This is a genomic window from Bradyrhizobium barranii subsp. barranii, from assembly GCF_017565645.3.
Taxonomy (GTDB): Bacteria; Pseudomonadota; Alphaproteobacteria; order Rhizobiales; family Xanthobacteraceae; genus Bradyrhizobium; species Bradyrhizobium barranii.
This window is the reverse complement of sequence record NZ_CP086136.1, coordinates 1,990,559-2,015,405: the sequence shown is the minus strand read 5'-3', so window position 1 is coordinate 2,015,405 and position 24,847 is coordinate 1,990,559. Positions and strand designations below refer to the sequence as shown.

Genomic DNA, 24,847 nt, shown 5'->3' with positions numbered 1-24,847 from the left:
TCTTTCTTCCTCTCCCCGCTGGCGCGGGGAGAGGCGAAACGCTAATACCGGCCGCCTCGTGCGGCCTGAAGTCCTTTCAAAGAGTCCTGAAGAATGGCGATTACGCTCTCTGGCGATCAGTCGATGCCCGCTCCGCCCTTGTCGTCGCGGCTGACCCCGGCGCAGGTCTGGGGCATCGTGCTGCTCGCGCCCTATCTGCTCGTCTTCCTCGCCTTCGTCGTCTATCCCGTCTGCTACGGGCTGTGGCTGGCGCGGGCCCCGTCGAATTATGTCGCGCTGTTTCACGATCCGATCTTCGCGCGCGCCGCGGTCAACACGCTGATCTTCCTGGTCATCGGCATCAATATCAAGATGCTGATCGCGTTGTTCCTGTCCGGCTTCTTCGCGCAGCAGCGCACCTGGATCAAATGGCTCTCGGTGATCTTCATCCTGCCCTGGGCGGTGCCGTCGATCCCGACCATCCTGTCGGTGCGCTTCATGTTCAATCCCGAATGGGGCGTGGTCAACCACCTCATCTTCTCCCTCACCGGCGATGACGGCCCGAACTGGCTGAACGACCCCGCCGTGGCGCTGAGCATGGCCATCGGTGTGCACATCTGGAAATCACTGCCGTTCTGGACGCTGATCCTGATCACCGGACGCCTTGCGATCGCGCACGATCTGTTCGAGGCCGCCGAGGTCGATGGCGCGAGCTGGTGGCAGAAATTCCGCTACATCACCTGGCCGTCGATGCAGACGCTCTACATCACCTGCACGCTGCTCTCGATGATCTGGACGCTCGGCGATTTCAACAGCGTCTATCTGCTCACCGGCGGTGGCCCGGCTGACCTCACGCACGTGCTGGCGACGCTCGGTATCCGCTATCTCCGGCTCGACCAGCTCTCGCTGGCGATGGCCTCCATCGTCTGCGCGATGCCGTTCGTCCTGCCGCTCGTGTACTTTATGATGAAACGGTTGTCGCGATGAAGCTTCCCGGCGTAAGCGAATTTTCCTGGCGCGACGTCGCGGTCGAAGCGCGGCTGCTGCTGATCGGTATTCCCGTCTTCCTGTGGACGATGATTCCGATCTACCACATGTTCCTGTTCGCTATCTCCCCGAAGGAGGACGCGTTCTCGGGCAAGCTGTGGCCGGATCACCCGACGCTCCACAACTTCGAGATCGTGTTCAAGCAGCAGCACTACTTCCTGCGCGACTTCTACATCCAGTTCTGGAACTCGACGGTGATCGCAGTCTCCGTCGGCGTGCTGACGCTGTTCATCGCCACCGCCGCGGCGTTCGCGATCTCGCGATTGAAGGTGCCGGGCGGCCGCACCGTGTTGAACCTCGCGCTCTTCACCTATTTCATCCCCGCGGCGTTCCTCGCCGTGCCGATGTACCGCACCATGGGCAATTACGGCCTGCTCAACAATCACTGGTCGCTGATCCTGGCCATGGTGACGATCGCCAGCCCCTACGCGATCTGGGTGCTCAAGCAGGCCTCCGACAAGCTGCCTGTCGAGCTGGACGAGGCCGCGGTGATGGACGGCGCCACGACGCTCCAGATCTTCCGCCTGGTCTACCTGCCGCTGATGATGCCCTCGCTGGTCGCGATCGGCACCTATGCGGTGCTGCTCGCCTGGAACGAATATCTCTACGCGTTCCTGCTGCTGTCCAACGACCGCGAGATCACCCTCCCCGTCGCGCTCGGCAACTTCCTCGCTGCCGACGATTCGCCCTGGGAGCTGTTGATGACCACCGGCTTCATTTACGCGCTGCCGCCGGCCGCGGTCTACTACGCCTTCCGCCGCTACATGGTGGGCGGGCTCACGGCGGGCGCGGTGAAGTCCTGACAATCGAGAGCCTCGTTCCGATGGAATCGGAACGGGGCTTTCGATTCCTGCTTTGACGCGTTTTCCTTACGCGAACCGGTATCCACTTCGCTCGGAAACGCTTCGGGACGCATCGCGTCGCCACAAGCAGGACGTTCGAGCGACAACGCGGACAATTGCGGGTTGTCCACGCCTGCTCTAACCTCGCAGATGCACGATCGCAGCTATTATCTGCCCCACCGCGGGATCGCGGCGGTGCTCGCGATCGTCGCCGTGGTCGCGGTGCTGATCGACAACGCCTCGTGGTTCGGCCTTGCGATGTGGGGCGCGCTGGTCGTCTGCGCCATGCTGGCAGCCACCACCTCCGCGATCGAGAGCATGCTGCTGTTCATGGTGGCGATCGCCCTGTCCGCGATCATGTATTCGAGCGGATCGTCGCTTGCGGTCATCGGTATCCTGATTCCGACCCTGATCCACGTCTCGCTGTTCACGCTGATCTTCATGGTGCTCGGCGCGCACCGGTCGGGCAGCCGCGTGCAGGCTGCGCTGGTGGTCGTCTATCTGCTCGCGGTCGCCACGATCCTGTTGCTGCCGCCAACGGCCGAAATCCGGATCCCGAGCTTTGCCCGGGTCGGACAGGACTATTTCGGCAATGTCGGTCCGGCGCTGGGCCGGCTGTTCGGAGTCCCCGGCCTCGTCCTCGACACCCGGCTGACGAGCCTGCTCGCCTTCGTCTACACCTACCACTACCTCAACTGGTTCATCAAAGCCGACATCATCCGCTGGACTGAGGTGCCCAAGGCGCGGCTGGCGGCGATGGCCGCCGCAAGCGCCGCCTCCACCGCGCTCTACTTCTACGACTACGCTTTCGGCTTCACCTTCCTGCTGGCGCTGAGCCTGATTCACATCCTGCTCGAGTTTCCGCTCGACAGCCTCGCGCTGCGGCAGCTCGGATCCGCGATGCAGGGCGCGGTGCGCGCGCGATATGCGGGGCCCATCGCGGCCTCCGCGACGCGGTCGCGTTCTATAGGCACCAAGGCCGCGAAACGCGCAACCCGGTCACGCTGATCATCTCTCCGCGCTCTTGCGTCGATACGCGACCAGCAGGGCGATCGTCGAGCCGATGAAGTAGCCGGCGGTCGCGCCCGAGATGGCGCGGCCGGCGACGATCGCCAGCGCGCGATCGCCCGCATCGATCGCCGAGATCACGCCGACCGCATATTGCGAGGCGAAGACAATCAGGTTGCGGACCAGACCAAATGGACTGCCCGGACGGATGATCTGCCCGGTCGTGTGATCGACGTCGAACGGGCGCGGCGTCAGCATGCCAAGAGGCAGCAGCACCAGCGCGGCTGCGATCCATGCGACCAGCGGCCAAACGCTGTCTTGGTGGCCGAAGCCGAGCCGCGAAATCCCCCAGACGATGAATACGACCGGCACGATCAACGCGCGCCAGATCGGCGTCGTGCGCGGCTGCATCGCCTGAACGCCCTGCCACACCAGATAGGCGAGCAGCATCCAGACCCAGACCGGCGTATGGATCAGTATCTGGTAGGCGAATGTCATGATTGCTCCTCGCCTACAGCGGCGCCGCGCTCTCGCCCTGCGAGCTCGAGAGTTTCGAGGCAAGCGAGGCGATGACGATGACCACCGCGATCAGGGCGATCACCAGCGTGCAGATCGCGTTGATCTCGGGCTTCACGCCGAGCCGCACCTCGGAATAGATCCGGATCGGCAGCGTCGCCGAGCCGGGGCCGGTGGTGAAACTCGCGATCACGAGATCGTCGAGCGACAGCGTGAAGGCCAGCATCCAGCCCGCCACGATCGCGGGCGCGATCAGCGGCAGCGTCACGGCGACGAACGCGCGAACCGGGTTGCAGCCGAGGTCCATCGCCGCCTCCTCCAGCGAACGGTCAAGCGAGCCGAGGCGGGACTGCACGACCACCGCGACGAAGCACATCGTCAGCGTGGTGTGGGCGATCGTCACCGTCCAGAAGCCGCGCTCGGCGTTGAGCGCGACGAACAGCAGCAGTAGCGACAATCCGGTGATCACCTCCGGCATCACCAGCGGCGCGTAGAGCATGCCCGAGAACAGCGTGCGCCCGCGAAACCGCTCGCCGCGCGACAGCGCAACGGCTGCGAGCGTGCCGAGCAGCGTGGCGATGGTCGCTGAGGAGACCGCGACCCGCAGGCTCATCCAGGCCGCCTCGATCATGGCGCGGTCATTGAAGAACTCGTGGTACCAGCGGAGCGACCAGCCGCCCCACACTGTCACCAGCCGCGAGGCATTGAAGGAGTAGATGACGAGGATGAGGATCGGCAGATAGAGGAATGCCAGGCCCAATGCGAGCGAGGCGATGTTGAAGCGGGACAGGCGGGAGACCTTGCGCATCGCTTCAGCGCCCCTGTTCCAGCTGCCGCTTCTGCAGGCGTTCGTACAGCAGCAGCGGCACCAGCAGCACCACCAGCAGCACGATCGCCGCCGCGGAGGCCACCGGCCAGTCCTTGTTGGTGAAGAATTCGAGCCACAGGGTCTGGCCGATCATCAGCGAATTGGAGCCGGCCAGAAGGTCCGGGATCACGAACTCGCCCACGATGGGGATGAAGCACAGCAGCACGCCCGCGCCGACGCCGGGCAGCGACAGCGGGAAGGTGACGAGCCAGAACACCTGCCAGGGCGGCGCGCCGAGATCAGAGGCCGCCTCCTCCAGCACCGGCTCCATTTTCGCGAGCGTGGCGTAGAGCGGCAGAATCATGAATGGCAGATAGGAATAGACGATGCCGATATACATCGCGGTGTCGGTCGAGAGCCACACCACCGGCTGGCTGACCAGGTGCAGCGCGAGCAGGATCTGGTTCAGCAGGCCGTCATGCTGGAGGATGTTGATCCACGCGTAGATGCGGATCAGGAACGAGGTCCAGAACGGCACGATCACCAGCACCATCGCCACCGCCTGCCAGCGCTTCGGCAACCGCGCCATGCCATAGGCGATGGGATAGCCGATCACGAGCAATAGCGCAGTCGCGGTGACGGCGACGGTGAGGCTGCGCACATAGGCGAACACGTAGATGTCGTCTGAGGCGAGCAGCTTGAAATTGTCGATCGACAGCGCGGCGAACGCTGCCTTGAGCGCCTCCCATCCCGCCATCAGGTCGAACACCGGCTCGTAAGGCGGCTGTGCGATCGCTGTCTGCGACAGGCTGATCTTGAGCACGAAGCCGAACGGCACCAGGAAGAACAGCAGCATCCAGACATAGGGCGCGATCGCGGCAAAGCGCGCCGGTCTTGCGAAGATGCGGCGCGAGCTCATGATTGCAGCACCATGCAGTCGTCGGGCGTGAACCAGGCGACGACACGCTGGTTCAGGCTGTAGGCGTCGACGTCGAGGCGCGCGCTGTTGGGGACCGACGCCTGCACGATTCCGCCGGCATCGAGCTTCACCTTGTAGGTAGTGGTGCCGCCGAGATAACAGATGTCGGCGACCACGCCGTCCAGGCTGTTGATCGCCGTCTCACGACCGGCCTCGCTCACCGGGCCGCGACGCGACAGCTTGACCTTCTCGGGGCGGATCGCGACCGACAATTTTCCCGCGCCGACGCCTTCGCGCGGCTCGGCCACCACCAGCGCACCCGCATCACGCGTGCCAATGATCAGACGATGGCCGTCGCGCAATTTGGACTCGCCGTCGAACAGATTGATGTCGCCGACGAACTCCGCGATCCAGCGCGAGCGCGGCGCTTCGTAGAGTTCACGGGGGCTCGCGACCTGGGCGAGCCTCCCGGCCTTCATCACGCCGATCCGGCTCGCCATGGTCATGGCTTCCTCCTGATCGTGGGTGACGATGATGAAGGTCATGCCGAGCCGGCGCTGCAGCTCCATCAGCTCGCCCTGCGTGCTCTCGCGCAGCTTCTTGTCCAGCGCGGCCAGCGGCTCGTCGAGCAGCAGAAGCTGCGGCCGGCGCGCCAATGCACGCGCCAGCGCCACGCGCTGACGCTGACCGCCGGAGAGCTGGTCGGGCCTGCGTTTCTCCAGCCCCTCGAGCTTCACCAGCGCAATCATTTCCGCCGCGCGCGTGGCGATGTCGGCACGCGCCATGCCGGCCCGCTTCAGGCCGAAGGCGATGTTGTCACGCACGGAGAGATGCGGAAACAGCGCGTAGTTCTGGAACATCATGTTGATCGGGCGTTCATGCGGCAGCGCCTGCGCGATGTCCCGGCCGCCGAGCAGGATGCGTCCCTCGTCCGGGGCCTCGAACCCGGCGAGCATGCGCAGCAGCGTGGTCTTGCCGCAGCCGCTGGGCCCGAGCAGCGCAAAGAACTCGCCGGCCTTGATGTCGAGCGACACGCCGTCCACGGCCCGGAACGTCCCGAACGTCTTGGCGACGCCCTCGATGCGCAGCAGCGGCTGCCCCGCCGCGGGAAGCGCATCCGCGCCGGCGTCTATCTTGGGCAATTCGTCCGTCATGGTCCCTGCCAACCCCGATTCCGCCGCACGCTAGCGGCCGATCGTCCCCAGCTCAACCGGTTCGGGGGGTAACTTCCACTGCAGTCCCGTAGCCCGGATGGAGCGCAAGCGTAATCCGGGACGGTCCATCGGTGGTGAGACTTTCCCGGATTGCGCTTCGCTCCATCCGGGCTACGCCACTAGCTCACATTCGCCATGAACATGGCCAGCGCGTCGCGATCCGCCGCGGGCATCGTCAGGCCGAGCTTGGAACGGCGCCACAGAATATCCTCGGGAAAACGCGCCCATTCGCGGGTCATCAGATAGCGCACTTCGGCGCCGGTCAGCTCGGGGCCGAAGGCGGGGCCGAGCTCGTCGCGGGTCTTCGCCTCGCCGAGCACGGCCGGCAAGCGTGAGCCGTAGGCCGCGACCAGACGCTGGGCCTGCGGCTCCGACAGGAAGCGCCAGCGGTCGCGGGCGAGGTCGACTTCGGTGTCGAAACGGTCCCAGGCAAAGTCTCCGCCGGGCAACGCTGCGCTGGCGGTCCAGGGCGGCGACATCGGATAGAACGGCGTCAGCTTCGTCACGGCCCGCTCGGCGCGCAGGCGCGAGGTGGTGACGTCGCCGCCGAACATCGTGATCAGCGGCGCCTTGCGCCGGCGCGCGTGGAACAGCGTCGTCCCGTCGCGCCGCCGCACGGACGCCAGCGTCAGGTTGACGCCGGAGACCACGCGCACCACGTCGGTGGGCGCGACGCGCTCGCGGAAATAGCGGCTGGCCGCCTCGCAGAGATAGCTGACGTCGGCCCCAGGCATCGCCACGATCGCGGGATCACCGGTGAAATCACGAGTGACCGTGCCGATCAACGTGAAATCGCGCTCAAAGGGGCTCGCGAAGATCAGCCGCCCATCGCTGTTCTGGAAGACGTAGACGTTATCGGACTCGAACAGCCGCGGCACGATGATCTGGCTCATCTGCATGGCCGCCATGGCAGGCTGCGGCTGGCGCAGCACGGTCTCTGCGACGATCGACGTCCAGCCGCCGGTGGCATTGGCCAGCGCCCGGGCCGTGATCACGCGGCGATGGCCACGATCGACCACCGCGAGGCGCCATGTATCGGTTCGATCGGCGCGGACACAGCGAGCCCCGGTCCGGATCGCAGCGCCACGTTCGGCGGCATCCAGCGCCGTCAGCACCACCAGGCGGGAATCATCGACGACACAGTCCGAATATTCGAAAGCCGTGCCGAACGGGCGCTTCAGCGCGTTGCCGACCGGATGATGCGTGATGTCGAGGGTGGTCGCGGCAGGCAGGCCGCTCCGACCGGTGAGGCTGTCATAGAGGTACAAGCCGGCGCGCAGCAGCCAGGGTGGACGCTCCTCGGAATGGGCCGGGATCACGAAACGCATCGGCCGGACCAGATGCGGCGCGATGGCAAGCCAGGTCCGGCGCTCGGCCAAAGCCCGGCGCACCCGCCAAAAACCGCGGCGTTCCAGCACCGACAGATCGCCATGGATCAGCCGCGGCGTCGCGGATGACGCCGCGCCGCCGAGATCGCCCTGCTCCAGCAGAATGACCCGCAGGCCGCGGCCGGCCGCATCGCGGGCGAGGCTGACACCGTTCAGGCCGCCGCCGATGATCGCAAGGTCGTAATCCGCCATGAAGCCGTCGAATGGGAGCTAGCGCCCGCCATCACTAGAGCCATTTCCATTCCGATGAAATCGGAACGGGCGCTGGATTCTTGTTTTGACGCGTTTTCTTTGCGCGAACCGGTATCCGCTTGGCTCGATAACGCTCTAGCCGGTCTTGAGCGCAAGCTCCATGGTCTCGGCGCGGCCGACGAGGCCGGCATATTTGCCGATCGGCAGCGGCTTGCCGAGCAGGTAGCCCTGCACGCCGTCGCAGCCCTCCTTGGCAAGAAAGACGAGCTGATCGAGGGTCTCGACGCCCTCGGCGATGATCGACATTTCGAGGCCGTGGCCGAGATCGATCACGGCGCGGACGATAGCCGCCGATTGCGGGTTGCGGCCGAGATTCATGATGAAGGCGCGGTCGATCTTGATCTTGTCGAACGGGAACGCCTGGAGATAGCTCAGCGAAGAGTAACCGCTGCCGAAATCATCCATGGAGATGCGCACGCCGAGCGCCTTCAGCCGGCGCAGCAATGCAAGACCCCGATCAAAGTCCTCGATCAGCACGCCCTCGGTGATTTCCAGCTCGAGCCGGCCGGGTGCGAGGCCCGTCTCGATCAGGATTGAATGGACCAGCCCGACCACGTCGCCGTGCATGAACTGCGCCGGCGACAAATTGACCGCGACCTGGAGCGGCTTCGGCCAGGACGCCGCCTCGCGGCAGGCCTCGCGCAGAATCCACTCGCCCATCTCGACGATCAGGCCGCTCTCCTCCGCGATCGGGATGAACTCGGCCGGCGAGACCTGGCCGCGCACCGGATGCTGCCAGCGCGCCAGCGCTTCGAAGCCGATGATCTCGCTCTCGGCGACGCTGTGGCGCGCGATGCCCTGCGGCTGGAACGCGAGCGACAATTCGCCGTTCTTGATCGCTTTCGACAGGTCCTGGTGCAGCACGCGGCGGTCGCGGATCTGCTGGTCCATCTCCGGCTGGTAAAGGCCGATCGTGCCGCGCGACTTCTGCTTGGCGCGGAACAGCGCCGCGCCGGCATTGGCCAGCAGCGATGCGCCGTCGGCACCATTATGCGGAAAGATCGACATGCCGGTGGTGACGCCGGCGCGAACCGCCCGGCCGTCGATCTGAAATTCCTGGGCGACGGCCTCGCCGAGCTGCTGCGCCAGCGCAAGGCCCGCCTCCGGCTGCTTGCCGTCGATGATCAGGCCGAACTCGTCCCCGGACAGGCGCGCCACCACGCCGCCGCGCGCGGAATCCTGAAGCCGCTGGGCCACCTCGATCAACAGCTTGTCGCCGAGCGCATGACCGAAGACGTCGTTGACCTCCTTGAGGCCGTCGAGGTCGAGGCAGAGCACAGCGAACTCCTCGCTGGTGCCTTCGCAGGCCTCGATCATCTGGGTCAGCGCCTGGAGGAAGGCGGCGCGGTTCGGCAGATCGGTCAGGCCGTCGTGATAGGCCATGTGCGCCATGCGCGACTCGGTCTGCCGGCGATCGGTGACGTCTTCGTGGGTCTTGATCAGATATTGCGGCTCGCCGGCATCGCTGAGCACGGTCGCCCGCCGGGTCAGGAACAGCCGCAGGCCGTCCTTGGTGGAGATCGGGTGCTCCTCGGTGATCATCCCGCGCTTCTTGATCGCGGCCTCGTCGCGCGCGATGATCAGCTTGGCTTCCTTGGGATTGAAGATGTCGGAGGCGGTCAGGCCCGTGGCCTCTTCGCGCCGCCGGTTGAGGATCGTCTCCGCGCTGCGATTGGCGAGCAGGTAGCGGCCGTCCTTGACCTGCTCCACGATCAGCGCCACCGGAATGTTGTCGACCACAAGCTCCAGGAACTTCTTCGTGCTCTCCAGCTCCTGCGACAGCGAGCGGCGGTCGGTGATATCCTCGAACACGAGCATCAGGAATTCGGGCTTGTTGCTCTCGTCGCGGACCACGATCCGGATCGAGGCAACCATGCGCCGTTCACCGGCGCGGTCGACCTCGAATTCATTGCGGAACTGGCCGTCCGGCGAATTCAGTGCCGCCTTGTCGGCCGCCTCGATGCTGGCCGCCGAGATGGGCGCGAACAGCTCCCGCGCATTCTTGCCGACGGCGTGGTCGCGCGAGAACCCCCAGAACCGTTCATAGGCGCTGTTCGCGAAGATGTAACGCCCGTCCTCGATGTTCTTCGCGGCGACGCAGGCCGGCACGTGGTCCAGCACGGTTTCCAGGAATTGCTTGGTGGAGGCGAGTTGCCGTGACAGCTTGCGCTGATCGCTGACGTCCAGATGCGTCGCGACCGAGCCGCCGTTCGGCAACACGAAATATTTCACGAGGATGGCGCGGCCATCGGGCAGTTCGGTGATGAGGCCGTTGGGGCTCGCCGCCTTCTCGTAGAACTCATCGTCGGAGACACCGCCGAGGACGTCGCGCTTGCGCCTGAGTTCGAGGATGTCGTAGCCGGTCATCCCGGTCCACAGATCCGAGCGCGCCAGGCCGTAGATCTCGAGATAGCGGTCGTTGCAGAACATGATGCGTCGTTGCGCATCCGTCATCACCACGCCCTGGTTGAGATTGTTCATGGCGGAGGAGACGAAGGCGTTGCGCCGCAGCTGCAAGCGCTTGGTGCGGCGCAGCGAGGAATGGATCCACAGCGCGATGGCGGCCAGGAACGCACAGACGACGATGCCGCCGATCAGCGCTTCCCAGACCAAATTGGGATCGAGCTTGCCTGGCGGCGCGAAGCTGTCCGAGAGCGCAAAGGCGCGCGCAGGCGCGACCGCGCTGCCCAGGCACACGACGGCCTGCACAGCAATCGGAAGCGTGCTGCCCACGTGCCAGTTCTTCTCAGCCATCAGCCACCCGCGCTTTCAACGTCGGATTGTCTGGCTTCACGGGTTTGGATCGGGTAAACGCCTGTACGCGCAACAGAAAAATGTGACGCCAAATACGGCAATTGCCCTGACATGATAAATGCTTCCTTAATGGAAAACGGCCCGGTGCCGTGGTTCTCAGGCCTGATGCCACCGTTGCTTTCAATGGATACACTGCACAACCATGGATAGGGTCGACTGCGTCGTCATCGGAGCCGGCGTGGTCGGGCTCGCGGTGGCTCGAAAGCTTGCCCAGGCCGGGCGCGAGGTGATCGTGCTCGAGGAAGCCGAGGCCATCGGCACCATCACCTCCTCGCGCAACAGCGAGGTGATCCATGCCGGGATCTATTACCGCGCCGGCAGCTGGATGGCGCGCATGTGTGTCAGCGGCAAGCACGAGCTGTACCGCTACTGCGGCGAGCGCGGCATCCCGCACAAGAACTGCGGCAAGCTGATCGTCGCGACCAGCGCCAAGGAGACCGAGAAGCTGCAATCGATCAAGGCGCATGCCGAGGCCAATGGCGTGCTCGACATGCAGCTGCTCACCGGCGAGGCCGCGCGCGCGCTGGAGCCGGCGCTCGCCTGCGACGCCGCGCTGCTCTCGCCATCGACCGGCATCATCGACAGCCACGCCTACATGCTCTCGCTGCGCGGCGAGGCCGAGGCAGCCGGCGCGGCCTTCGCGTTTCACACCCCGCTGGTCCGCGCCAAGGCAGCCGGCGATGTGATCGAGATCGAGGCCGGCGGCGAAGCGCCGATGACGCTGCAATGCGGCTTGCTCGTCAACGCCGCCGGGCTCTCGGCGACAACGGTCGCACGCCACATCGACGGCATGCCGATCGACCGGATTCCGCCGGCCTATCTCGCCAAGGGAAACTATTTCAGCTGCAACGCCAGGGCACCATTCTCGCACCTGATCTATCCGGTGCCCGAGCCAGGCGGGCTCGGCGTGCATCTGACGCTGGACATGGCCGGGCAGGCACGCTTCGGCCCCGACGTCGAGTGGATCGAGACGATCAATTACGAGGTCGATCCATCACGCGCCGAGCGCTTCTATCCGGCGATCCGGAGATACTGGCCGACGCTGCCCGACGGCGCGCTGATGCCGAGCTATTCGGGCATTCGCCCGAAGATCGTGCCGCCGGCGGTGGCCACGCAGGATTTTCTGATGCAGGGCCCGCGCGATCACGGCGTCGAAGGCCTGATCAACCTGTTCGGCATCGAATCGCCGGGACTGACGTCATCGCTCGCGATCGCGGACCACGTCGCTGAGCTCGCAGGCATCTAGGGGATTTTCAATCGGAGCGGAAAGGCTCCAAGCGCCGCGCAAATAACTTTGCACGCTGCGCACCTTCATGCAGGGATGAGCGCAATAGCTCTCACCCCTGCATGAAAGGGTAAGTTCAACTCTACACTGTTACAGGGGTTACTAGTGGAGCGTGTCGCCGGTGTGCTTCAAACGCTCGATCTGGTCCTTGACCATCAACTTCCGTCGCTTCAACTCAACAATTTGCAGGTCGTCTGTTGAAAGGTGCACGAGAGCTTCGTGCAATTCGTTTTCGAGCGTTTTGTGCTTCCGTTCCAATTCAACCAGATGTGCCTGAATTGTCATTCGAAACCTCCTCGGTAGGGGGAAACCTTGGATTCGATCCGGGCAAACAAGTGTACATCACCGATTCGTTCTGTCGATATGTATCCGTCGTCGCAGCGTCATTTTTGAAAATTCATATGTAACGAATCGTGAGTAAGGAACCACGCTGGAAAAATCCATGATATCAATGTGCTTGCGCAACGCCGCAACGAATCGTCGAAATATCTTGCGAGAGTTCGGTGAGCGGCGGCCCGAGATCGCTTGCGATCACGGCGCGCAAGGACGATAATTTCCACAGGGCATCCACAGCCTTGAATCTCACGCCCATCGGGTTTTCGGCCACCGCGAACATGACCAATGAAGACGAGCGTGAGCTCGAAGCCGAGCTCACCCGGTTGCAGCAAGAACACCGAGATCTCGACGCCGCGATCGATGCGATGCATCAATCGCCTGCCCCCGACCTGTTGCGGTTACAACGGTTGAAGAAGCGCAAGCTGTTGTTGCGCGACCGTATCGCGTTCATCGAAGACCAGATCACGCCGGACATCATCGCCTGAACCGCGAGGCCCTTTTCGTGGCAGCTCGCCGCATCCGAATCCGCTTGACTCGAAAAGAACAAAATAGGAACATTTGGGCATCCCACCGCCCCAGGAAACGCCCAGGAAACCCCCGAGGACAACGCAGATGTCGGCAACCGCCCTTCTCGACAACAGCCATTATGAACAGGCCTGCGACCAGGCGATCGCGATGTGCGACGGCAATCTGCGCAGCACCATCAAGGCGCTGATCATGGCCAACGAATATCTGGAAGCAGAGCTGGAAGAATTACAGGCGGCGATTTCAGCCGGCTGCATTCCCGAGACCGCACGCAGCAAGGTGCGGAGCAACAGCAGCGCCGCCTGAGTTCAACATCGGAGCAACGCCATGTCGGATGTGACCTACTACGTTGCAATGCCCTTCCTGATCGATGCCGACGGATCGCCTGTCGCGGGCGCCGCGGAGGAATGCCAGAGCTCGGCGGCCGCGTTGCGGCGCGCCGAGATCCTGGCGCACGGTGCCGGCCATATCGGCGCGGTTGCGTTCAGCCGCAGCGGCGATCCCATGACCGGCGAATTCGGCGACGCCACGCTGCTGCGCAAATTCGGCAACGTGCCGGAAGATCTGGCCACGCTGTAAGGGTTGTTGCTTGAGCATGATCTCCGCGCGACGCGGTCCGCGCTTGTCGCGAAGATCGTGCCCTAGTTGCTGACCAGCCTGATCAGCGGCTCGTGCCGCCGGTGCGCCTTGCGCACATACATGGCGGCATCAGCCTCCTCCAGCGCGCGGCCTGCATCGGACTGCGCCCCCAGCAGCGCGACACCTGCGGAGGCGCCCGCGGTCACGCGCTGACCGCGAAAGGCAAACGACAATTCGTCGATCGCCTGCTCGAAGGTCGCGGCCTTCGCCTTGGCGTCGGTCTCGCTGAGATTCCAGAGCAGCAGCGCGAACTCGTCGCCGCCAAGCCGGCCGACCACGTCCGAGGCGCGGACCTGCCGCGTCAGGGTGGCCGCAATCGCCTTGAGCACCTCGTCTCCGGCGGCATGGCCGAAGGAATCATTGATCGGCTTCAGGCGATCGACGTCGAGCACGATCAGCGCGCCGCTGGCGCGGTAGCGCTTCATGTAGGCGATGGCGCGCGCGAGCTCGCGCTCGAAGCCGCGCCGGTTCGGAATCTCCAGCAGGAAATCGGTGTCGGCCGCAGCTTCCAGTTCCGCAACCCGCCGCTCCGCCTCCTTGAGCTTGCTCCGCAAGCCGCGGATGGTCGCCCTGGTGTCGTCGGCGGCCGACGCTCCGCGCCGCGCCGGCTTGGCCGAGCGCTTCGCCAGCCGCCTGGGGGCGGCTTTGGAGCGGCCGGCGCTGGCTTTCCGGCCCTTTTTGGCCTTCGCAGCGCTTGCCCTTTTTGGTTTCTTCATGGGCATCCTGCTCAATGAAGGCTTGCGGGGATTCACCAAGACAGGATAGTGCATTCCCTTCTCCTTGCCACCGCCTTGCGAGCCACCGGCCGGAACCGTTAATCTGGCCTATCTTTCTGTTTTCCGAGCACAATTGACGTCATGACCGCGCCGATCGCCATCATCATGGGAAGCCAGTCGGACTGGGAGACGATGCGGCATGCCGCCGACACGCTCGCAGCGCTCGGCGTTGCCGCCGATACCCGCATCGTTTCGGCACACCGCACCCCCGACCGGCTGTTTGCATTCGCCAAGGGCGCCAAGGCGGCAGGCTACAAGGTCATCATCGCCGGCGCGGGCGGCGCTGCGCATCTGCCCGGCATGGCGGCGGCGCTGACGGAACTGCCCGTGTTCGGCGTTCCCGTCGAATCCAGGACGCTCAAGGGCATCGATTCGCTCTATTCGATCGTGCAGATGCCCGCGGGCATCCCGGTCGGCACCCTCGCCATCGGCAAGGCCGGCGCGATCAACGCGGCGCTGCTTGCAGCTTCAGTGCTCGCATTGTCCGACCCGGCCCTGTCCGACCGTCTCGCCGCCTGGCGCAAGGCACAGACCGAGGCGGTTGCGGAGCGCCCGGAGGACAAGGCGTGACTGACGCAAAGCAGGTGAAGCTGAAGCCCGGTGACACCATCGGAATCCTCGGCGGCGGACAATTGGGGCGGATGCTCGCCATGGCTGCGGCGCGGCTCGGCCTGCGCTGCCAGGTATTCTCGCCCGATCCGGACTCGCCCGCCTTCGACGTCGTGCTGAACGCGACCTGCGCCGAATATGCCGACGTCGAAGCGCTCGAGCTGTTCGCCAACGACGTCGACGTCATCACCTACGAATTCGAGAACGTGCCGTCTGCCGCCGCGATGGTGCTGGACGCGCGCCGCCCGGTGCTGCCCAACCGCAAGATCCTCGAGACCACCCAGGACCGGCTCGCCGAGAAGGATTTCGTGACGCGGCTCGGCATCGGCACCGCAGCCTATGCCGACGTCACCTCGGTCTCCTCGCTGCGCGAGGCGATCGCCCGGATCGGCCTTCCGGCGGTGCTGAAGACCCGCCGCTTCGGCTATGACGGCAAGGGCCAAGCCATCATCCGCGAGGGCGACGATATCGCCAAGGTGTGGACCAGCCTCGCCACCAAATCGGCGATCCTCGAAGCCTTCATCCCGTACGAGCGCGAGATCTCCGTGATCGCCGCGCGCTCGGCGACCGGCCAGGTCGAATGCTTCGACGTCACCGAGAACGAGCACCGCGACCACATTCTGAAGATATCCCGCGCCCCCGCACAGATTCCGGATGCGCTCGCGGAAGAAGCGCGCAGCATCGCCGGCAAGATCGCCGGCGCGCTCGATTATGTCGGCGTGCTCGCGGTCGAGATGTTCGTGCTCGCCAACGGCACCGGGCCGAAGGTGCTGGTCAACGAGATCGCCCCGCGCGTGCACAACTCCGGACACTGGACGCTCGACGGCGCCTCGGTCTCGCAGTTCGAGCAGCACATCCGCGCCATTGCCGGCTGGCCGCTCGGCAAGGCCGTGCGCCACGGCGAAATCGTCACCATGACCAATCTGATCGGCGACGAGATCAACGATTACGAGAAGTGGCTGAGCGTGCCGGGCGCGACCGTGCATATCTACGGCAAGGGCGCACCGCGCCCCGGCCGCAAGATGGGCCACGTCACCGAAGTCAGGCCGACGAAGGGCAAGTAGCGGGACCGCGGCGCATGCCGCGATCCCGCCTTTCGATCAGGCCGTCTTCACGCCCGCGACGACGCCAGAGGGTTCCTCGCTGAGCCAGCGATAGAGCACCCCGCCCAGCGCGCCGCCGATCAGCGGTGCGACCCAGAACAGCCAGAGCTGCGACAGCGCCCAGCCGCCGACGAACAGTGCGGGCCCCGTGCTGCGCGCCGGGTTCACCGACGTGTTGGTGACGGGGATGCTGACGAGATGGATCATCACCAGCGCGAGACCGATCGCGAGCGGGGCGAAGCCCGCGGGCGCGCGGCCATGGGTGGCGCCCATGATGACGAACAGGAACATCATGGTCATCACCACCTCGGTGACGAAGCAGGCAATCAGGCTGTACTGGCCGGGCGAATGCGCGTCGTAGCCGTTCGATGCGAAACCCTTGCTGACGTCGAATCCGGGAGCACCGCTGGCGATTATGTAAAGCAGCTGGGCGGCGACGATCGCGCCGCAGACCTGCGCGATCACGTAAGGCAGGATCTGTCCTGCCGGGAAACGTCCTCCGGCGGCGAGCCCGACGGTGACGGCCGGGTTGAGGTGGCAGCCCGAGATGTGCCCGATCGCATAGGCCATGGTGACGACGCTTAAGCCGAACGCAAGGGACACGCCGACCAGGCCGATTCCGACCTGCGGAAAGCCGGCGGCGATCACCGCGCTGCCGCAGCCTGCGAATGTGAGCCAGAATGTGCCGATCGCCTCGGCAGCGTATTTCTTCATATCCATGTGACGTCTCCCCTAATTCCAGGAATTTCCGGAGCAAAGCTCCGGGAACTGCCCCACCCTTGGCGCCGAATCACCCAAATCGGGGCCGCACGGAGGTATTTTCGCCTTATTTAATGGCTGAACTTGGCCCGAAAACCTGCTTGGCAGGTGGACATCGCGGGTTTTGTCTGATACATCCGCGCCCTCAAGGTTAAGGGCTTGTGCGTTTCGCCATCCCCTTTGACTTACCAGAATTCAAATCCGATCCACTGAAGAGGATGCCGCGTGCAGGTTCTCGTTCGCGATAACAATGTCGATCAAGCCCTCAAGGCGCTGAAGAAGAAGATGCAGCGCGAGGGAATTTTCCGCGAGATGAAGCTCCGCGGTCACTACGAGAAGCCCTCCGAGAAGAAGGCCCGTGAAAAGGCCGAGGCCGTGCGCCGCGCGCGCAAGCTGGCCCGCAAGAAGCTGCAGCGCGAAGGCCTGCTGCCGATGAAGCCGAAGCCGGTGTTCGGCGCCGGTCCGGGCGGTGATCGTGGCGGCCGCAGCGGCCCAGGTGCAGGTCCGCGCGGACCGCGCTGATTCCGCCTGACTTGCAAGACTTCAGTTTTCCAAGACTTCAGTTTTCGATGACGCGGGCCCTTGGCCCGCGTTATTGTTTTGTGAGCGGTGCCTTCTCTGGGACGGGGGCACTACCGATGCGGCACCAGCGCGAGCGAACCGTAGATGGCCTCCCCTTTCCCCGAACGCCGCTTGGCGCGGCTACGCCAGATCTGGCGCCAGCCGTTCGCGCTCGGCTTGATGGGGATCGTGCTGTGTGGCTGCTCCTTCGACCTCGGCTCCATGATGCCCGAGAAGGAGAAGCCGCAGGAGGCGCCCAAGGCGGCTGCGACGGCCACCGACAGCGCGGTCAGCGCGGGCAATGTCAGCGAGGCCCAGGCTCACACCGCAAAAGGCCAGACCCTGGCAAAGGCGGGGGAGACGGCTGGCGCGCTGGACGAGTTCAACCGGGCCGTCGCACTCGATCCCTACAACGCACAGGCACTTTATGGTCGCGCCCTGATCTATCAGGGCAACAACGAGCATAATTTCGCCATCGCCGATTTCAGCGCCGCCAACGGGCTCAATCCGCAAAAGGTCGAGCCGTTGCTCGGCCGCGCCATCAGCTATCTCGCCATCGGCAAGGTCAAGGAAGCGGCGGCCGATCTCGATGAGGCCTCCGAGGTCGATCCGCACAACGCGCAGGTGTGGACCGCGCGAGGACAGGCCTATGAGCGGCTGGGTGACAAGGCCAAGGCGGCCACATCCTACAACAAGGCGGTCGCGCTACGTCCACGCGACGATACCGCCCGCAGCGGCCTTGCCCGCGTCGGCGGCTGACACCTGGCAGGGCGGCTAGGCCGCCGTCTAATCGGGGGTGGCGCTCTTCGGCAGGACCGAGTGGAACATCGACTTCATGCCGGACAGCATCTCGTCGGCCACATTGGTCTTCTTCGGCCGCGGCATGGCCCCGCCGGCATCGGCACGCAGATCAAGCGGCGGCGCGATCATCGGGACTGGGATGTCGGCCGGCGGCGTCATCCGGTTCGGATCGTCATTGCCGACCGAGGAAGTGTAAGACGGCGACGAACCGCTATTGCCATAGGCCTCGGGCAAAGGCGTCGACACCGTGATCGGCGGTGGCAGCGGGCGGACCATGGACTGCTCCGCAGAGATGGTGCGCGGGGCCTCCGGGGTGCGGGCGGCTTCCCGCACCGCAGGCTCCGGGGTCCGCTCGACCGGCTTGGTCTCAACCGACTTGGTTTCGGGAGATCTGGCCTCAGCGGCCTTCTCAGCAGCCTTGCCCTCAGGCGACTTGCGCAGGCGCTCGATGGCGGCCCGCGCGAGATCGTTGGCGTCGGGGGTCGCAGCCGGCGCCGAATTGGCCTCCACCACTGGAGCGGCGGCGGGAGCCGTGACGGCCGGATTGGACTTGGCGGCCGCCTTCTCACGCGCGGAGTTACGGCCGCGCGGGCCAGTCTCGGCGGGAGCGACGTCTGCGGCCTTGGTCTCGGTGGCCGGCTGATGATCGGCCGGCTTTTCGGCCGCCACCTTGTCCACGCCCTTTTCGGAAACGCTCTTCTCGGCAACGCCCTTGGCCTTCACGCCGGGCGCCGGAAGGTTAGCGGTGTCGGTCGGCTTGCCGTCACTACCAGCCTGGGCAGGCGCTACCACGGCCGCGGGGGCATCGGCCGCCGGCTTGGCGTTGATGTAGTGGTTAACGATGTACGCCCCGATGATCGTCGCGAGCACCGAGGGGAGAATATCCATCGAGATTTTAGCGAGGTATTTCAGCATTTCTCGGCCACTCCCCGCGCGATCAGATGCGGGAACTTTAGGGCATTGTAAGGGATCAACTGCGACGGATCGATGGCAAAGGGTTCGCTCGCCTTACGGCTTCAGCTCGATCTCAAGGAACACGATCTCGGTTGAGGTTTCGTTAAGTACGTCGTGTTGGACGCCGGCCTTGCGAAAGTAAGATTTTCCGGCCGCGAGCTGCGCCTTGGAACGCTCGCTGCCGGGCGCCACGATGGTCATCTCGCCGGCGACGACGGGAACAATGACATAGTCCATGCCGTGGGTATGGTGCCCGGTCGCGCTGCCCGGGGCGAGCCGCCACTCGGTCACCCGGACCTGCTCATTGTCGACCTGAACCTCGGATTTGGCGGCAAGCATCGGGAATTTCCTTCTACGGCACGAAAACCATGAACACGTAGACGGCAAATACCACCATATGGACCAGCCCGAACAGGACATTGGTCCTGCCGGTACCGAAGGTCAGCATGCTCAACAAGAATGTCAGGAACAGGAGTGCGGTGTTCGCCGGGTTCAGGCCCAGCACGAGCGGCTGGTCGAGCAGGTAGGTGGCGATCCCGACCGCTGGAATGGTCAGGCCGATGGTTGCGAGCGAGGACCCGAGCGCCAGGTTGATGCTCTTCTGGAGGTCGTTCTTGCGCGCCGCCGCAATCGCCGAGACGCCCTCCGGCATCAGGATCAGGAGGGCGACGAGGAGGCCCGCGAACGCCGGCGGGGCGCCGATCTGAACGGCGACCGCGTCCACCACCAGCGAGAACTTCTTGGCGAGGAGGACGACCGCCAGCAGCGAGATCAGCAGCAGCACGATGCTGAGGACCAGCATCCTGCCCGACAAAAGCGCCTCCCCGCCCTCGCCGTCCGCCCTCTCGTTGACGAAATAGTCCTTGTGCAGGACGGTCTGAGTGTAGAGGAACACGCCGTAGAGCACGATCGTTGCGAGATCGACGAAGCCGAGCTGGAGCGTCGAATAGATCGGGCCCGGCGTCGTCAGCGTGTAGTTGGGCATGATCAGGGTGATGGTTGCCATCGCAATCAGCACGCTGAGATAGACGTTGGCGCCCGAGACCTGAAAGCCCTGCTCGCGATAGCGCATGCCGCCGATGAAGACGCAGAGGCCGACCAGGCCGTTGCAGACGATCATCACGACCGCGAACACGGTGTCGCGGGCGAGCTCCGGGGCCGGCTTGTCGCCCAGCATGATCGTGGTGATCAGTGCGACCTCGATGATGGTCACCGCCAGCGTCAGCAGCAGCGTGCCATAGGGCTCGCCGATGCGCTCCGCGATCACCTCGGAATGATGAACGGCCGCGAACACGGTGCCGAACAGGATCACCAGGAGCACGATCGCGAACAGGGCTCCGCCCGCCGTCAGCGTAAAGCTGTAGCCGGTCGCGGTCACGATCAGGAACAGCAGCACCGCCAGAGCGGGGAAGATCCAGGACGACCGAGGCATCGGTCCGTGTGCGCTCATGCGGGCGATTCCTTCAAATGGGAGACCGATTATGCGCGAGAAGATCGCATCCGTCAGCCCTCAGGACCCATTGATGAAGTTTCGTGCGATCTCGATGGCGCCAAAGCTGCCGAGATCGTCGTGCCCGCCGCCGGGAATGCGGACGAACTGCTTCGGCTCGCGGGCCAGCGCAAACAATTTCTCGCCGAATGCGATCGGGATGGTCTGGTCCTGCGCGCCATGCATGATCAGGACCGGAGCCGTGACGCGTGCGATGCGCTCGTCCGAGTGGAAGGGGTCGCGGATCAGGAGGCGAACCGGAGCGAACCAGAAATGCGCGGCGGCGACGTCGGCGATCGACGAATAGGGCGCCTCGAGGATCAGCTTGCCGACCGGATGTTCGGAGGCGACGGCGACCGCAACGCCGGTCCCGAGCGAGAAGCCCCAGGCGACGAGGCGCCGGGCGTCATAGCGCGCCGTCGCGAACGCATACGCAGCCGCGCCATCGCGCAGCAGGCCATCTTCGCCCGGTGCGCCGCTGGAGCCCGAATAGCCGCGATAGGACAGCGCGACGAGACCGGTGCCATCAGCCGTGATCGCCTTGAAGTGTCCGGCAAGGCCGGCGAGAGAATCGCCGTTGCCGTGGAAGAACAGCACCACGGCACGGCCAGGCTTTGGCGGCACGTGCCAGACGATGACCTTCTCGCCGTCAGACGTCGTCAGGACATGCTCTTCGGCGTCTGGAAGTCCCGCGGCAGCGGGCGCCGTGCGCTCGGCCGTCGGTATCGGAAACAGCATCGCGCGCTGTTTGGCAAACAGCAGGACGAGACCGGCGAGGTAGCCGGTCGCAAGGATGGTGGCGGTCCATTTCAGGAATGTCATCGCGGCCCGCCATTCCGGAGTTCAGGACTTGCGGCGGCTCTTGAGCAGTTTGAGGACGTCCGGCCGGATGCTCAAGGGAATCTCGCGGCAGCCGCACGCCGCCGCATGGGCGGCGTGCCATGCGACACGCTGCTCGCGTGTCGCCTTCGGTGGCATGCGATGGGACCGGTGCCACTCCTTGTTCAGGGCCACGGTCCGCTCGCCTTCCGGCCCTACATCGCCTTGACGATGTTCTCGGTGACCTTCTTGGCGTCGCCGAGCAGCATCATGGTGTTGTCGCGATAGAACAGCGGATTGTCGATGCCGGCATAGCCCGAGGCCAGCGAGCGCTTGATGAACATCACGGTGCCGGCCTTCCAGACCTGGAGCACCGGCATGCCGTAGATCGGCGAGGTCTTGTCCTCTTCGGCCGCCGGGTTGGTGACGTCGTTGGCGCCGATCACGAAGGCGATGTCGGCCTGCGCGAATTCGGAGTTGATGTCCTCGAGCTCGAACACCTCGTCGTAGGGGACGTTGGCTTCGGCAAGCAGCACGTTCATGTGGCCGGGCATGCGGCCCGCGACCGGATGAATGGCGTACTTCACCTCGACGCCTTCCTTCTTCAGGATGTCGCCCATTTCGCGCAGCGCGTGCTGGGCCTGCGCCACCGCCATGCCGTAGCCGGGCACGATGATGACCTTCTGCGCGTTCTTCATGATGAAGGCGGCGTCGTCGGCCGAACCGAGCTTGGCGGGCTTCTGCTCACCGCCGCCAGCGCCGGCCGCGGCGGTCTCGCCGCCGAAGCCGCCGAGGATGACCGAGATGAAGGACCGGTTCATCGCGTGGCACATGATGTAGGACAGGATCGCACCGGACGAGCCGACCAGCGCGCCGGTGATGATCAGCGCGGAATTGCCCAGGGTGAAGCCGATGCCGGCCGCGGCCCAGCCGGAATAGGAGTTCAGCATCGAGATCACGACCGGCATGTCGGCGCCGCCGATCGGGATGATCATGAGCACGCCGAGCGCCAGCGCGATGATAACGATCAGCCAGAAGTCCAGCGCGCTGCCCGACATCACCAGCCCGACGATGAAGACGACGAGCAGAACTGCAAGCACGATATTGATGACGTGGCGGAACGGCAGAATGATCGGCGCGCCGCTCATCCGCGCAGACAGCTTCAGGAACGCGATCACCGAGCCGGTGAAGGTCAGCGCGCCGATGGCGACGCCGAGCGACATCTCGACCAGGCTCTGCGGATGGATGTTGCCGGGCGTGCCGATGTCGAAAGCCTCGGGCGCGTAGAACGCGCCGGCGGCGACCAGCACCGCGGCCATGCCGACCAGCGAGTGGAAGGCGGCGACCAGTTCGGGCATCGAGGTCATCGGCACGCGGCGGGCAATCACCGCACCGATCGCGGCACCGATGGCGATGCCGACGATGACGAGCACCCAGGCGAGGCCGTCTGCCGGCGGATGGTTGGCGAGCGTGGTGGCGACCGCGATCGCCATGCCGACCATGCCGAACAGATTGCCCTGGCGCGACGAAGCCGGGCTCGACAGCCCGCGTAGCGACAGGATGAACAGCACTCCCGCCACGAGATACAAAAATGCAGAGAGGTTGGCGCTCATCTCAGGTCCCCATTGATCCCATCAGCCCGAGGTGGCCGCTTACTTCGACTTCTTCTTGTACATCGCCAGCATGCGCTGGGTGACAAGGAAGCCGCCGAAGATGTTGATGCAGGCGAAGATCAGCGCGACGAAGCCGAAGGCGCGTGCCCAGCCCGAGCCGCTCGAGACATTGGCGACGCCGCCGGCGAGCAGCGCGCCGACCACGATCACCGACGAGATCGCGTTGGTCACGCTCATCAGCGGCGTGTGCAGCGCCGGCGTCACCGACCACACCACGAAATAGCCGACGAAGACGGCGAGGACGAAGATCGACAGCCGGAAGATGAAGGGGTCGACGACCTGTGCTGCATGCTCCATGGCGACTCTCCTTAAACCTTCGGCTGGAAGTTCGGGTGGATCACCGCGCCGTCCTTGGTCAGGGCGGTGGCCTTGACGAGCTCGTCGTCCCAGTTCACGGCAAGGGCTTTGCTGCCCTTGTCGATCATGGTCTCGATGAAATTGAACAAATTGCGCGCGTAGAGGCTGGAGGCCGAGGCTGCGACACGACCGGCGACGTTGGTGTAGCCGACGATCTTGATGCCATCGACGTCGGCGACCTCGCCCGGCCTTGCGCCCTCGACATTGCCGCCGCGCTCGACGGCGAGATCGACCAGCACCGACCCCGGCTTCATCGACTTGACCATGTCGGCCGAGACGAGCTTCGGCGCAGGCCGGCCCGGAATCAGCGCGGTCGTGATCACGATGTCCTGCTTCTTGATGTGCTCGGCGGTGAGCGCGGCCTGCTTGGCCTGGTATTCCTTGGACATTTCCTTGGCGTAGCCGCCGGCGGTCTGCGCGTTCTTGAACTCCTCGTCCTCGACGGCGAGGAACTTCGCGCCGAGCGATTCCACCTGCTCTTTCGTCGCGGGCCGCACGTCGGTCGCGGTGACGATGGCGCCGAGACGGCGCGCGGTCGCGATCGCCTGGAGGCCGGCAACGCCGACGCCCATCACGAACACCTTTGCGGCGGGCACGGTGCCGGCGGCGGTCATCATCATCGGGAAGGCACGGCCGAAGGCCTCGGCCCCCTCGATCACGGCGCGGTAGCCGGCAAGGTTCGCCTGCGACGACAGCACGTCCATCACCTGCGCACGGGTGATGCGCGGCATCAGTTCCATCGCGAAGGCGGAGACGCCGGAATCGGCGATCGTCTGCAGCGCGGCCTCGTTGCCGTAGGGGTCCATGATGGCGATGACGAGCGCACCACGCTTGTACTGCGCGAGCTCGGAGGCTTCAGGACGCTTCACCTTGATGATGATGTCGGCGTCCTTCAGCGCATCGGCGCTGACGGTGGCGCCCACGGCGGTGAATTCGGAATCCGGCAGGCCTGATTTGAGGCCGGCGCCCGGCTCGACGGCGATCTCGGCGCCCAACGCCTTGAACTTCTTCACCGTATCAGGCGAAGCGGCAACACGCGGCTCCGACGGATCGATTTCCTTGGCAACGGCGATCTTCATAGGCCCTCCGGCGACGCGGGACAGCGCGCGCGCAAACTTAAGCGTTACTCCCGCAGCGTTCGATACCGGTTTTGGGACCGGCTTGGATGCAAATTTTGTAGGCGGCAGCTGCTGCTGGCGTGTGCAGCTGCCGATAGGTCAGGTCAGGAAGATCGCCATCAGGATCACGATGAGCGCGACCGAGGCCGTGCCGTACTTCACCAGCTTGATGAAGCCCTCATAGGTCTGCTCGTGGGCAACGTAGTCGTTGCCGTCGGCGGTGGTGTACGCCACTTCGCTATGGTCAGCCATGTAT

At 64.9% G+C, this 24,847-nt stretch carries 29 protein-coding genes; 11 read left to right on the top strand and 18 right to left on the bottom strand.

The features are described from left to right. Positions 1-93 precede the first annotated feature (93 nt). The 3 genes from J4G43_RS09890 to J4G43_RS09880 all read left to right on the top strand — a co-directional run bounded on the left by J4G43_RS09890 (position 94) and on the right by J4G43_RS09880 (position 2,876). Positions 94-966, top strand: a complete 873-nt coding sequence (locus J4G43_RS09890) for a carbohydrate ABC transporter permease (protein WP_028151661.1) — start codon at positions 94-96, stop codon at positions 964-966. After that, on the top strand, positions 963-1,829 hold the full coding sequence (locus tag J4G43_RS09885; RefSeq protein WP_166344389.1) for a carbohydrate ABC transporter permease: 867 nt from the start codon (positions 963-965) through the stop codon (positions 1,827-1,829). The genes J4G43_RS09890 and J4G43_RS09885 overlap by 4 nt, the downstream gene beginning before the upstream one ends. A gap of 162 nt (positions 1,830-1,991) precedes the next feature. Then, the gene (locus J4G43_RS09880; protein WP_225004778.1) at positions 1,992-2,876 is read left to right on the top strand and encodes a hypothetical protein; all 885 of its coding nucleotides are present in this window, start codon (positions 1,992-1,994) and stop codon (positions 2,874-2,876) included. Here J4G43_RS09880 and J4G43_RS09875 read toward each other — a convergent pair whose 3' ends face one another. The 6 genes from J4G43_RS09875 to J4G43_RS09850 all read right to left on the bottom strand — a co-directional run bounded on the left by J4G43_RS09875 (position 2,877) and on the right by J4G43_RS09850 (position 10,727). Beyond that, complete coding sequence (locus J4G43_RS09875; protein WP_208084664.1) at positions 2,877-3,374, bottom strand: DUF6622 family protein; 498 nt, start codon at positions 3,372-3,374, stop codon at positions 2,877-2,879. A gap of 13 nt (positions 3,375-3,387) precedes the next feature. Next, on the bottom strand, positions 3,388-4,200 hold the full coding sequence (locus tag J4G43_RS09870; protein ID WP_028151664.1) for an ABC transporter permease: 813 nt from the start codon (positions 4,198-4,200) through the stop codon (positions 3,388-3,390). 4 nt (positions 4,201-4,204) lie between these two features. Then, the gene (locus tag J4G43_RS09865; protein WP_166344395.1) at positions 4,205-5,119 is read right to left on the bottom strand and encodes an ABC transporter permease; all 915 of its coding nucleotides are present in this window, start codon (positions 5,117-5,119) and stop codon (positions 4,205-4,207) included. Then, complete coding sequence (locus J4G43_RS09860; RefSeq protein ID WP_208084663.1) at positions 5,116-6,273, bottom strand: ABC transporter ATP-binding protein; 1,158 nt, start codon at positions 6,271-6,273, stop codon at positions 5,116-5,118. Before J4G43_RS09860 ends, J4G43_RS09865 begins: the two co-directional genes overlap by 4 nt. A 179-nt stretch (positions 6,274-6,452) precedes the next feature. Then, positions 6,453-7,913 (bottom strand): glycerol-3-phosphate dehydrogenase, encoded by a 1,461-nt coding sequence (locus J4G43_RS09855; protein ID WP_208084662.1) that lies wholly within the window; start codon positions 7,911-7,913, stop codon positions 6,453-6,455. A 135-nt stretch (positions 7,914-8,048) separates the two neighbouring features. Further along, entirely contained in the window at positions 8,049-10,727 is a 2,679-nt protein-coding gene (locus tag J4G43_RS09850) for a sensor domain-containing protein (RefSeq protein ID WP_208084661.1), read from the bottom strand. A 202-nt stretch (positions 10,728-10,929) separates the two neighbouring features. Here J4G43_RS09850 and J4G43_RS09845 point away from each other — a divergent pair, with 202 nt between their 5' ends. Next, positions 10,930-12,033, top strand: a complete 1,104-nt coding sequence (locus J4G43_RS09845) for an NAD(P)/FAD-dependent oxidoreductase (protein ID WP_208084660.1) — start codon at positions 10,930-10,932, stop codon at positions 12,031-12,033. Between the two features lie 141 nt (positions 12,034-12,174). Here J4G43_RS09845 and J4G43_RS09840 read toward each other — a convergent pair whose 3' ends face one another. Further along, the gene (locus J4G43_RS09840; protein ID WP_008131172.1) at positions 12,175-12,357 is read right to left on the bottom strand and encodes a YdcH family protein; all 183 of its coding nucleotides are present in this window, start codon (positions 12,355-12,357) and stop codon (positions 12,175-12,177) included. Between the two features lie 329 nt (positions 12,358-12,686). Between J4G43_RS09840 and J4G43_RS09835 the strand changes: the two genes are divergently transcribed. The 3 genes from J4G43_RS09835 to J4G43_RS09825 all read left to right on the top strand — a co-directional run bounded on the left by J4G43_RS09835 (position 12,687) and on the right by J4G43_RS09825 (position 13,512). Beyond that, the gene (locus J4G43_RS09835) at positions 12,687-12,893 is read left to right on the top strand and encodes a YdcH family protein (RefSeq protein ID WP_063986093.1); all 207 of its coding nucleotides are present in this window, start codon (positions 12,687-12,689) and stop codon (positions 12,891-12,893) included. A gap of 127 nt (positions 12,894-13,020) precedes the next feature. After that, a complete protein-coding gene (locus J4G43_RS09830; protein ID WP_014492449.1) occupies positions 13,021-13,239 on the top strand; it encodes a hypothetical protein in 219 nt (72 codons plus the stop codon). A gap of 21 nt (positions 13,240-13,260) precedes the next feature. Then, entirely contained in the window at positions 13,261-13,512 is a 252-nt protein-coding gene (locus tag J4G43_RS09825; RefSeq protein WP_063981128.1) for a hypothetical protein, read from the top strand. 62 nt (positions 13,513-13,574) lie between these two features. Here J4G43_RS09825 and J4G43_RS09820 read toward each other — a convergent pair whose 3' ends face one another. Further along, entirely contained in the window at positions 13,575-14,288 is a 714-nt protein-coding gene (locus J4G43_RS09820; protein WP_208084659.1) for a GGDEF domain-containing protein, read from the bottom strand. A 141-nt stretch (positions 14,289-14,429) separates the two neighbouring features. Between J4G43_RS09820 and purE the strand changes: the two genes are divergently transcribed. After that, complete coding sequence (gene purE, locus J4G43_RS09815; RefSeq protein WP_071909766.1) at positions 14,430-14,918, top strand: 5-(carboxyamino)imidazole ribonucleotide mutase; 489 nt, start codon at positions 14,430-14,432, stop codon at positions 14,916-14,918. Continuing rightward, on the top strand, positions 14,915-16,021 hold the full coding sequence (locus J4G43_RS09810; protein ID WP_014492444.1) for a 5-(carboxyamino)imidazole ribonucleotide synthase: 1,107 nt from the start codon (positions 14,915-14,917) through the stop codon (positions 16,019-16,021). Before purE ends, J4G43_RS09810 begins: the two co-directional genes overlap by 4 nt. A 36-nt stretch (positions 16,022-16,057) precedes the next feature. Here J4G43_RS09810 and aqpZ read toward each other — a convergent pair whose 3' ends face one another. After that, complete coding sequence (gene aqpZ, locus J4G43_RS09805; RefSeq protein ID WP_063981124.1) at positions 16,058-16,780, bottom strand: aquaporin Z; 723 nt, start codon at positions 16,778-16,780, stop codon at positions 16,058-16,060. A 264-nt stretch (positions 16,781-17,044) separates the two neighbouring features. On the opposite strand from aqpZ, the gene rpsU reads away from it, so the two are divergent. After that, the gene (gene rpsU, locus J4G43_RS09800) at positions 17,045-17,341 is read left to right on the top strand and encodes a 30S ribosomal protein S21 (protein WP_014492442.1); all 297 of its coding nucleotides are present in this window, start codon (positions 17,045-17,047) and stop codon (positions 17,339-17,341) included. A gap of 144 nt (positions 17,342-17,485) precedes the next feature. Further along, positions 17,486-18,139, top strand: a complete 654-nt coding sequence (locus tag J4G43_RS09795; protein WP_208084658.1) for a tetratricopeptide repeat protein — start codon at positions 17,486-17,488, stop codon at positions 18,137-18,139. Between the two features lie 27 nt (positions 18,140-18,166). Here the strand turns inward: J4G43_RS09795 and J4G43_RS09790 are convergent, their stop codons facing one another. From J4G43_RS09790 to J4G43_RS09750, 9 genes are all read right to left on the bottom strand, one after another. Further along, the gene (locus J4G43_RS09790) at positions 18,167-19,096 is read right to left on the bottom strand and encodes a hypothetical protein (RefSeq protein ID WP_208084657.1); all 930 of its coding nucleotides are present in this window, start codon (positions 19,094-19,096) and stop codon (positions 18,167-18,169) included. Between the two features lie 93 nt (positions 19,097-19,189). Further along, the gene (locus J4G43_RS09785) at positions 19,190-19,474 is read right to left on the bottom strand and encodes a cupin domain-containing protein (RefSeq protein WP_208084656.1); all 285 of its coding nucleotides are present in this window, start codon (positions 19,472-19,474) and stop codon (positions 19,190-19,192) included. Between the two features lie 13 nt (positions 19,475-19,487). Further along, on the bottom strand, positions 19,488-20,585 hold the full coding sequence (locus tag J4G43_RS09780) for a calcium:cation antiporter (RefSeq protein ID WP_208084655.1): 1,098 nt from the start codon (positions 20,583-20,585) through the stop codon (positions 19,488-19,490). Positions 20,586-20,645: 60 nt separating this feature from the next. After that, on the bottom strand, positions 20,646-21,446 hold the full coding sequence (locus J4G43_RS09775) for an alpha/beta hydrolase (protein ID WP_208084654.1): 801 nt from the start codon (positions 21,444-21,446) through the stop codon (positions 20,646-20,648). A 21-nt stretch (positions 21,447-21,467) separates the two neighbouring features. Next, positions 21,468-21,638 (bottom strand): hypothetical protein, encoded by a 171-nt coding sequence (locus tag J4G43_RS09770; protein ID WP_208084653.1) that lies wholly within the window; start codon positions 21,636-21,638, stop codon positions 21,468-21,470. A gap of 20 nt (positions 21,639-21,658) precedes the next feature. Further along, positions 21,659-23,056, bottom strand: coding sequence for an NAD(P)(+) transhydrogenase (Re/Si-specific) subunit beta (locus tag J4G43_RS09765; protein ID WP_208084652.1), 1,398 nt, complete (start codon positions 23,054-23,056; stop codon positions 21,659-21,661). 39 nt (positions 23,057-23,095) lie between these two features. Continuing rightward, on the bottom strand, positions 23,096-23,413 hold the full coding sequence (locus J4G43_RS09760) for a proton-translocating transhydrogenase family protein (protein WP_014492434.1): 318 nt from the start codon (positions 23,411-23,413) through the stop codon (positions 23,096-23,098). 11 nt (positions 23,414-23,424) lie between these two features. Continuing rightward, entirely contained in the window at positions 23,425-24,552 is a 1,128-nt protein-coding gene (locus J4G43_RS09755) for a Re/Si-specific NAD(P)(+) transhydrogenase subunit alpha (RefSeq protein ID WP_208084651.1), read from the bottom strand. Between the two features lie 138 nt (positions 24,553-24,690). Continuing rightward, positions 24,691-24,843 carry an aa3-type cytochrome c oxidase subunit IV gene (locus J4G43_RS09750; protein WP_008136857.1) on the bottom strand — a complete coding sequence of 51 codons (153 nt, stop codon included), beginning with the start codon at positions 24,841-24,843 and terminating at the stop codon, positions 24,691-24,693. Positions 24,844-24,847: the final 4 nt, after the last annotated feature.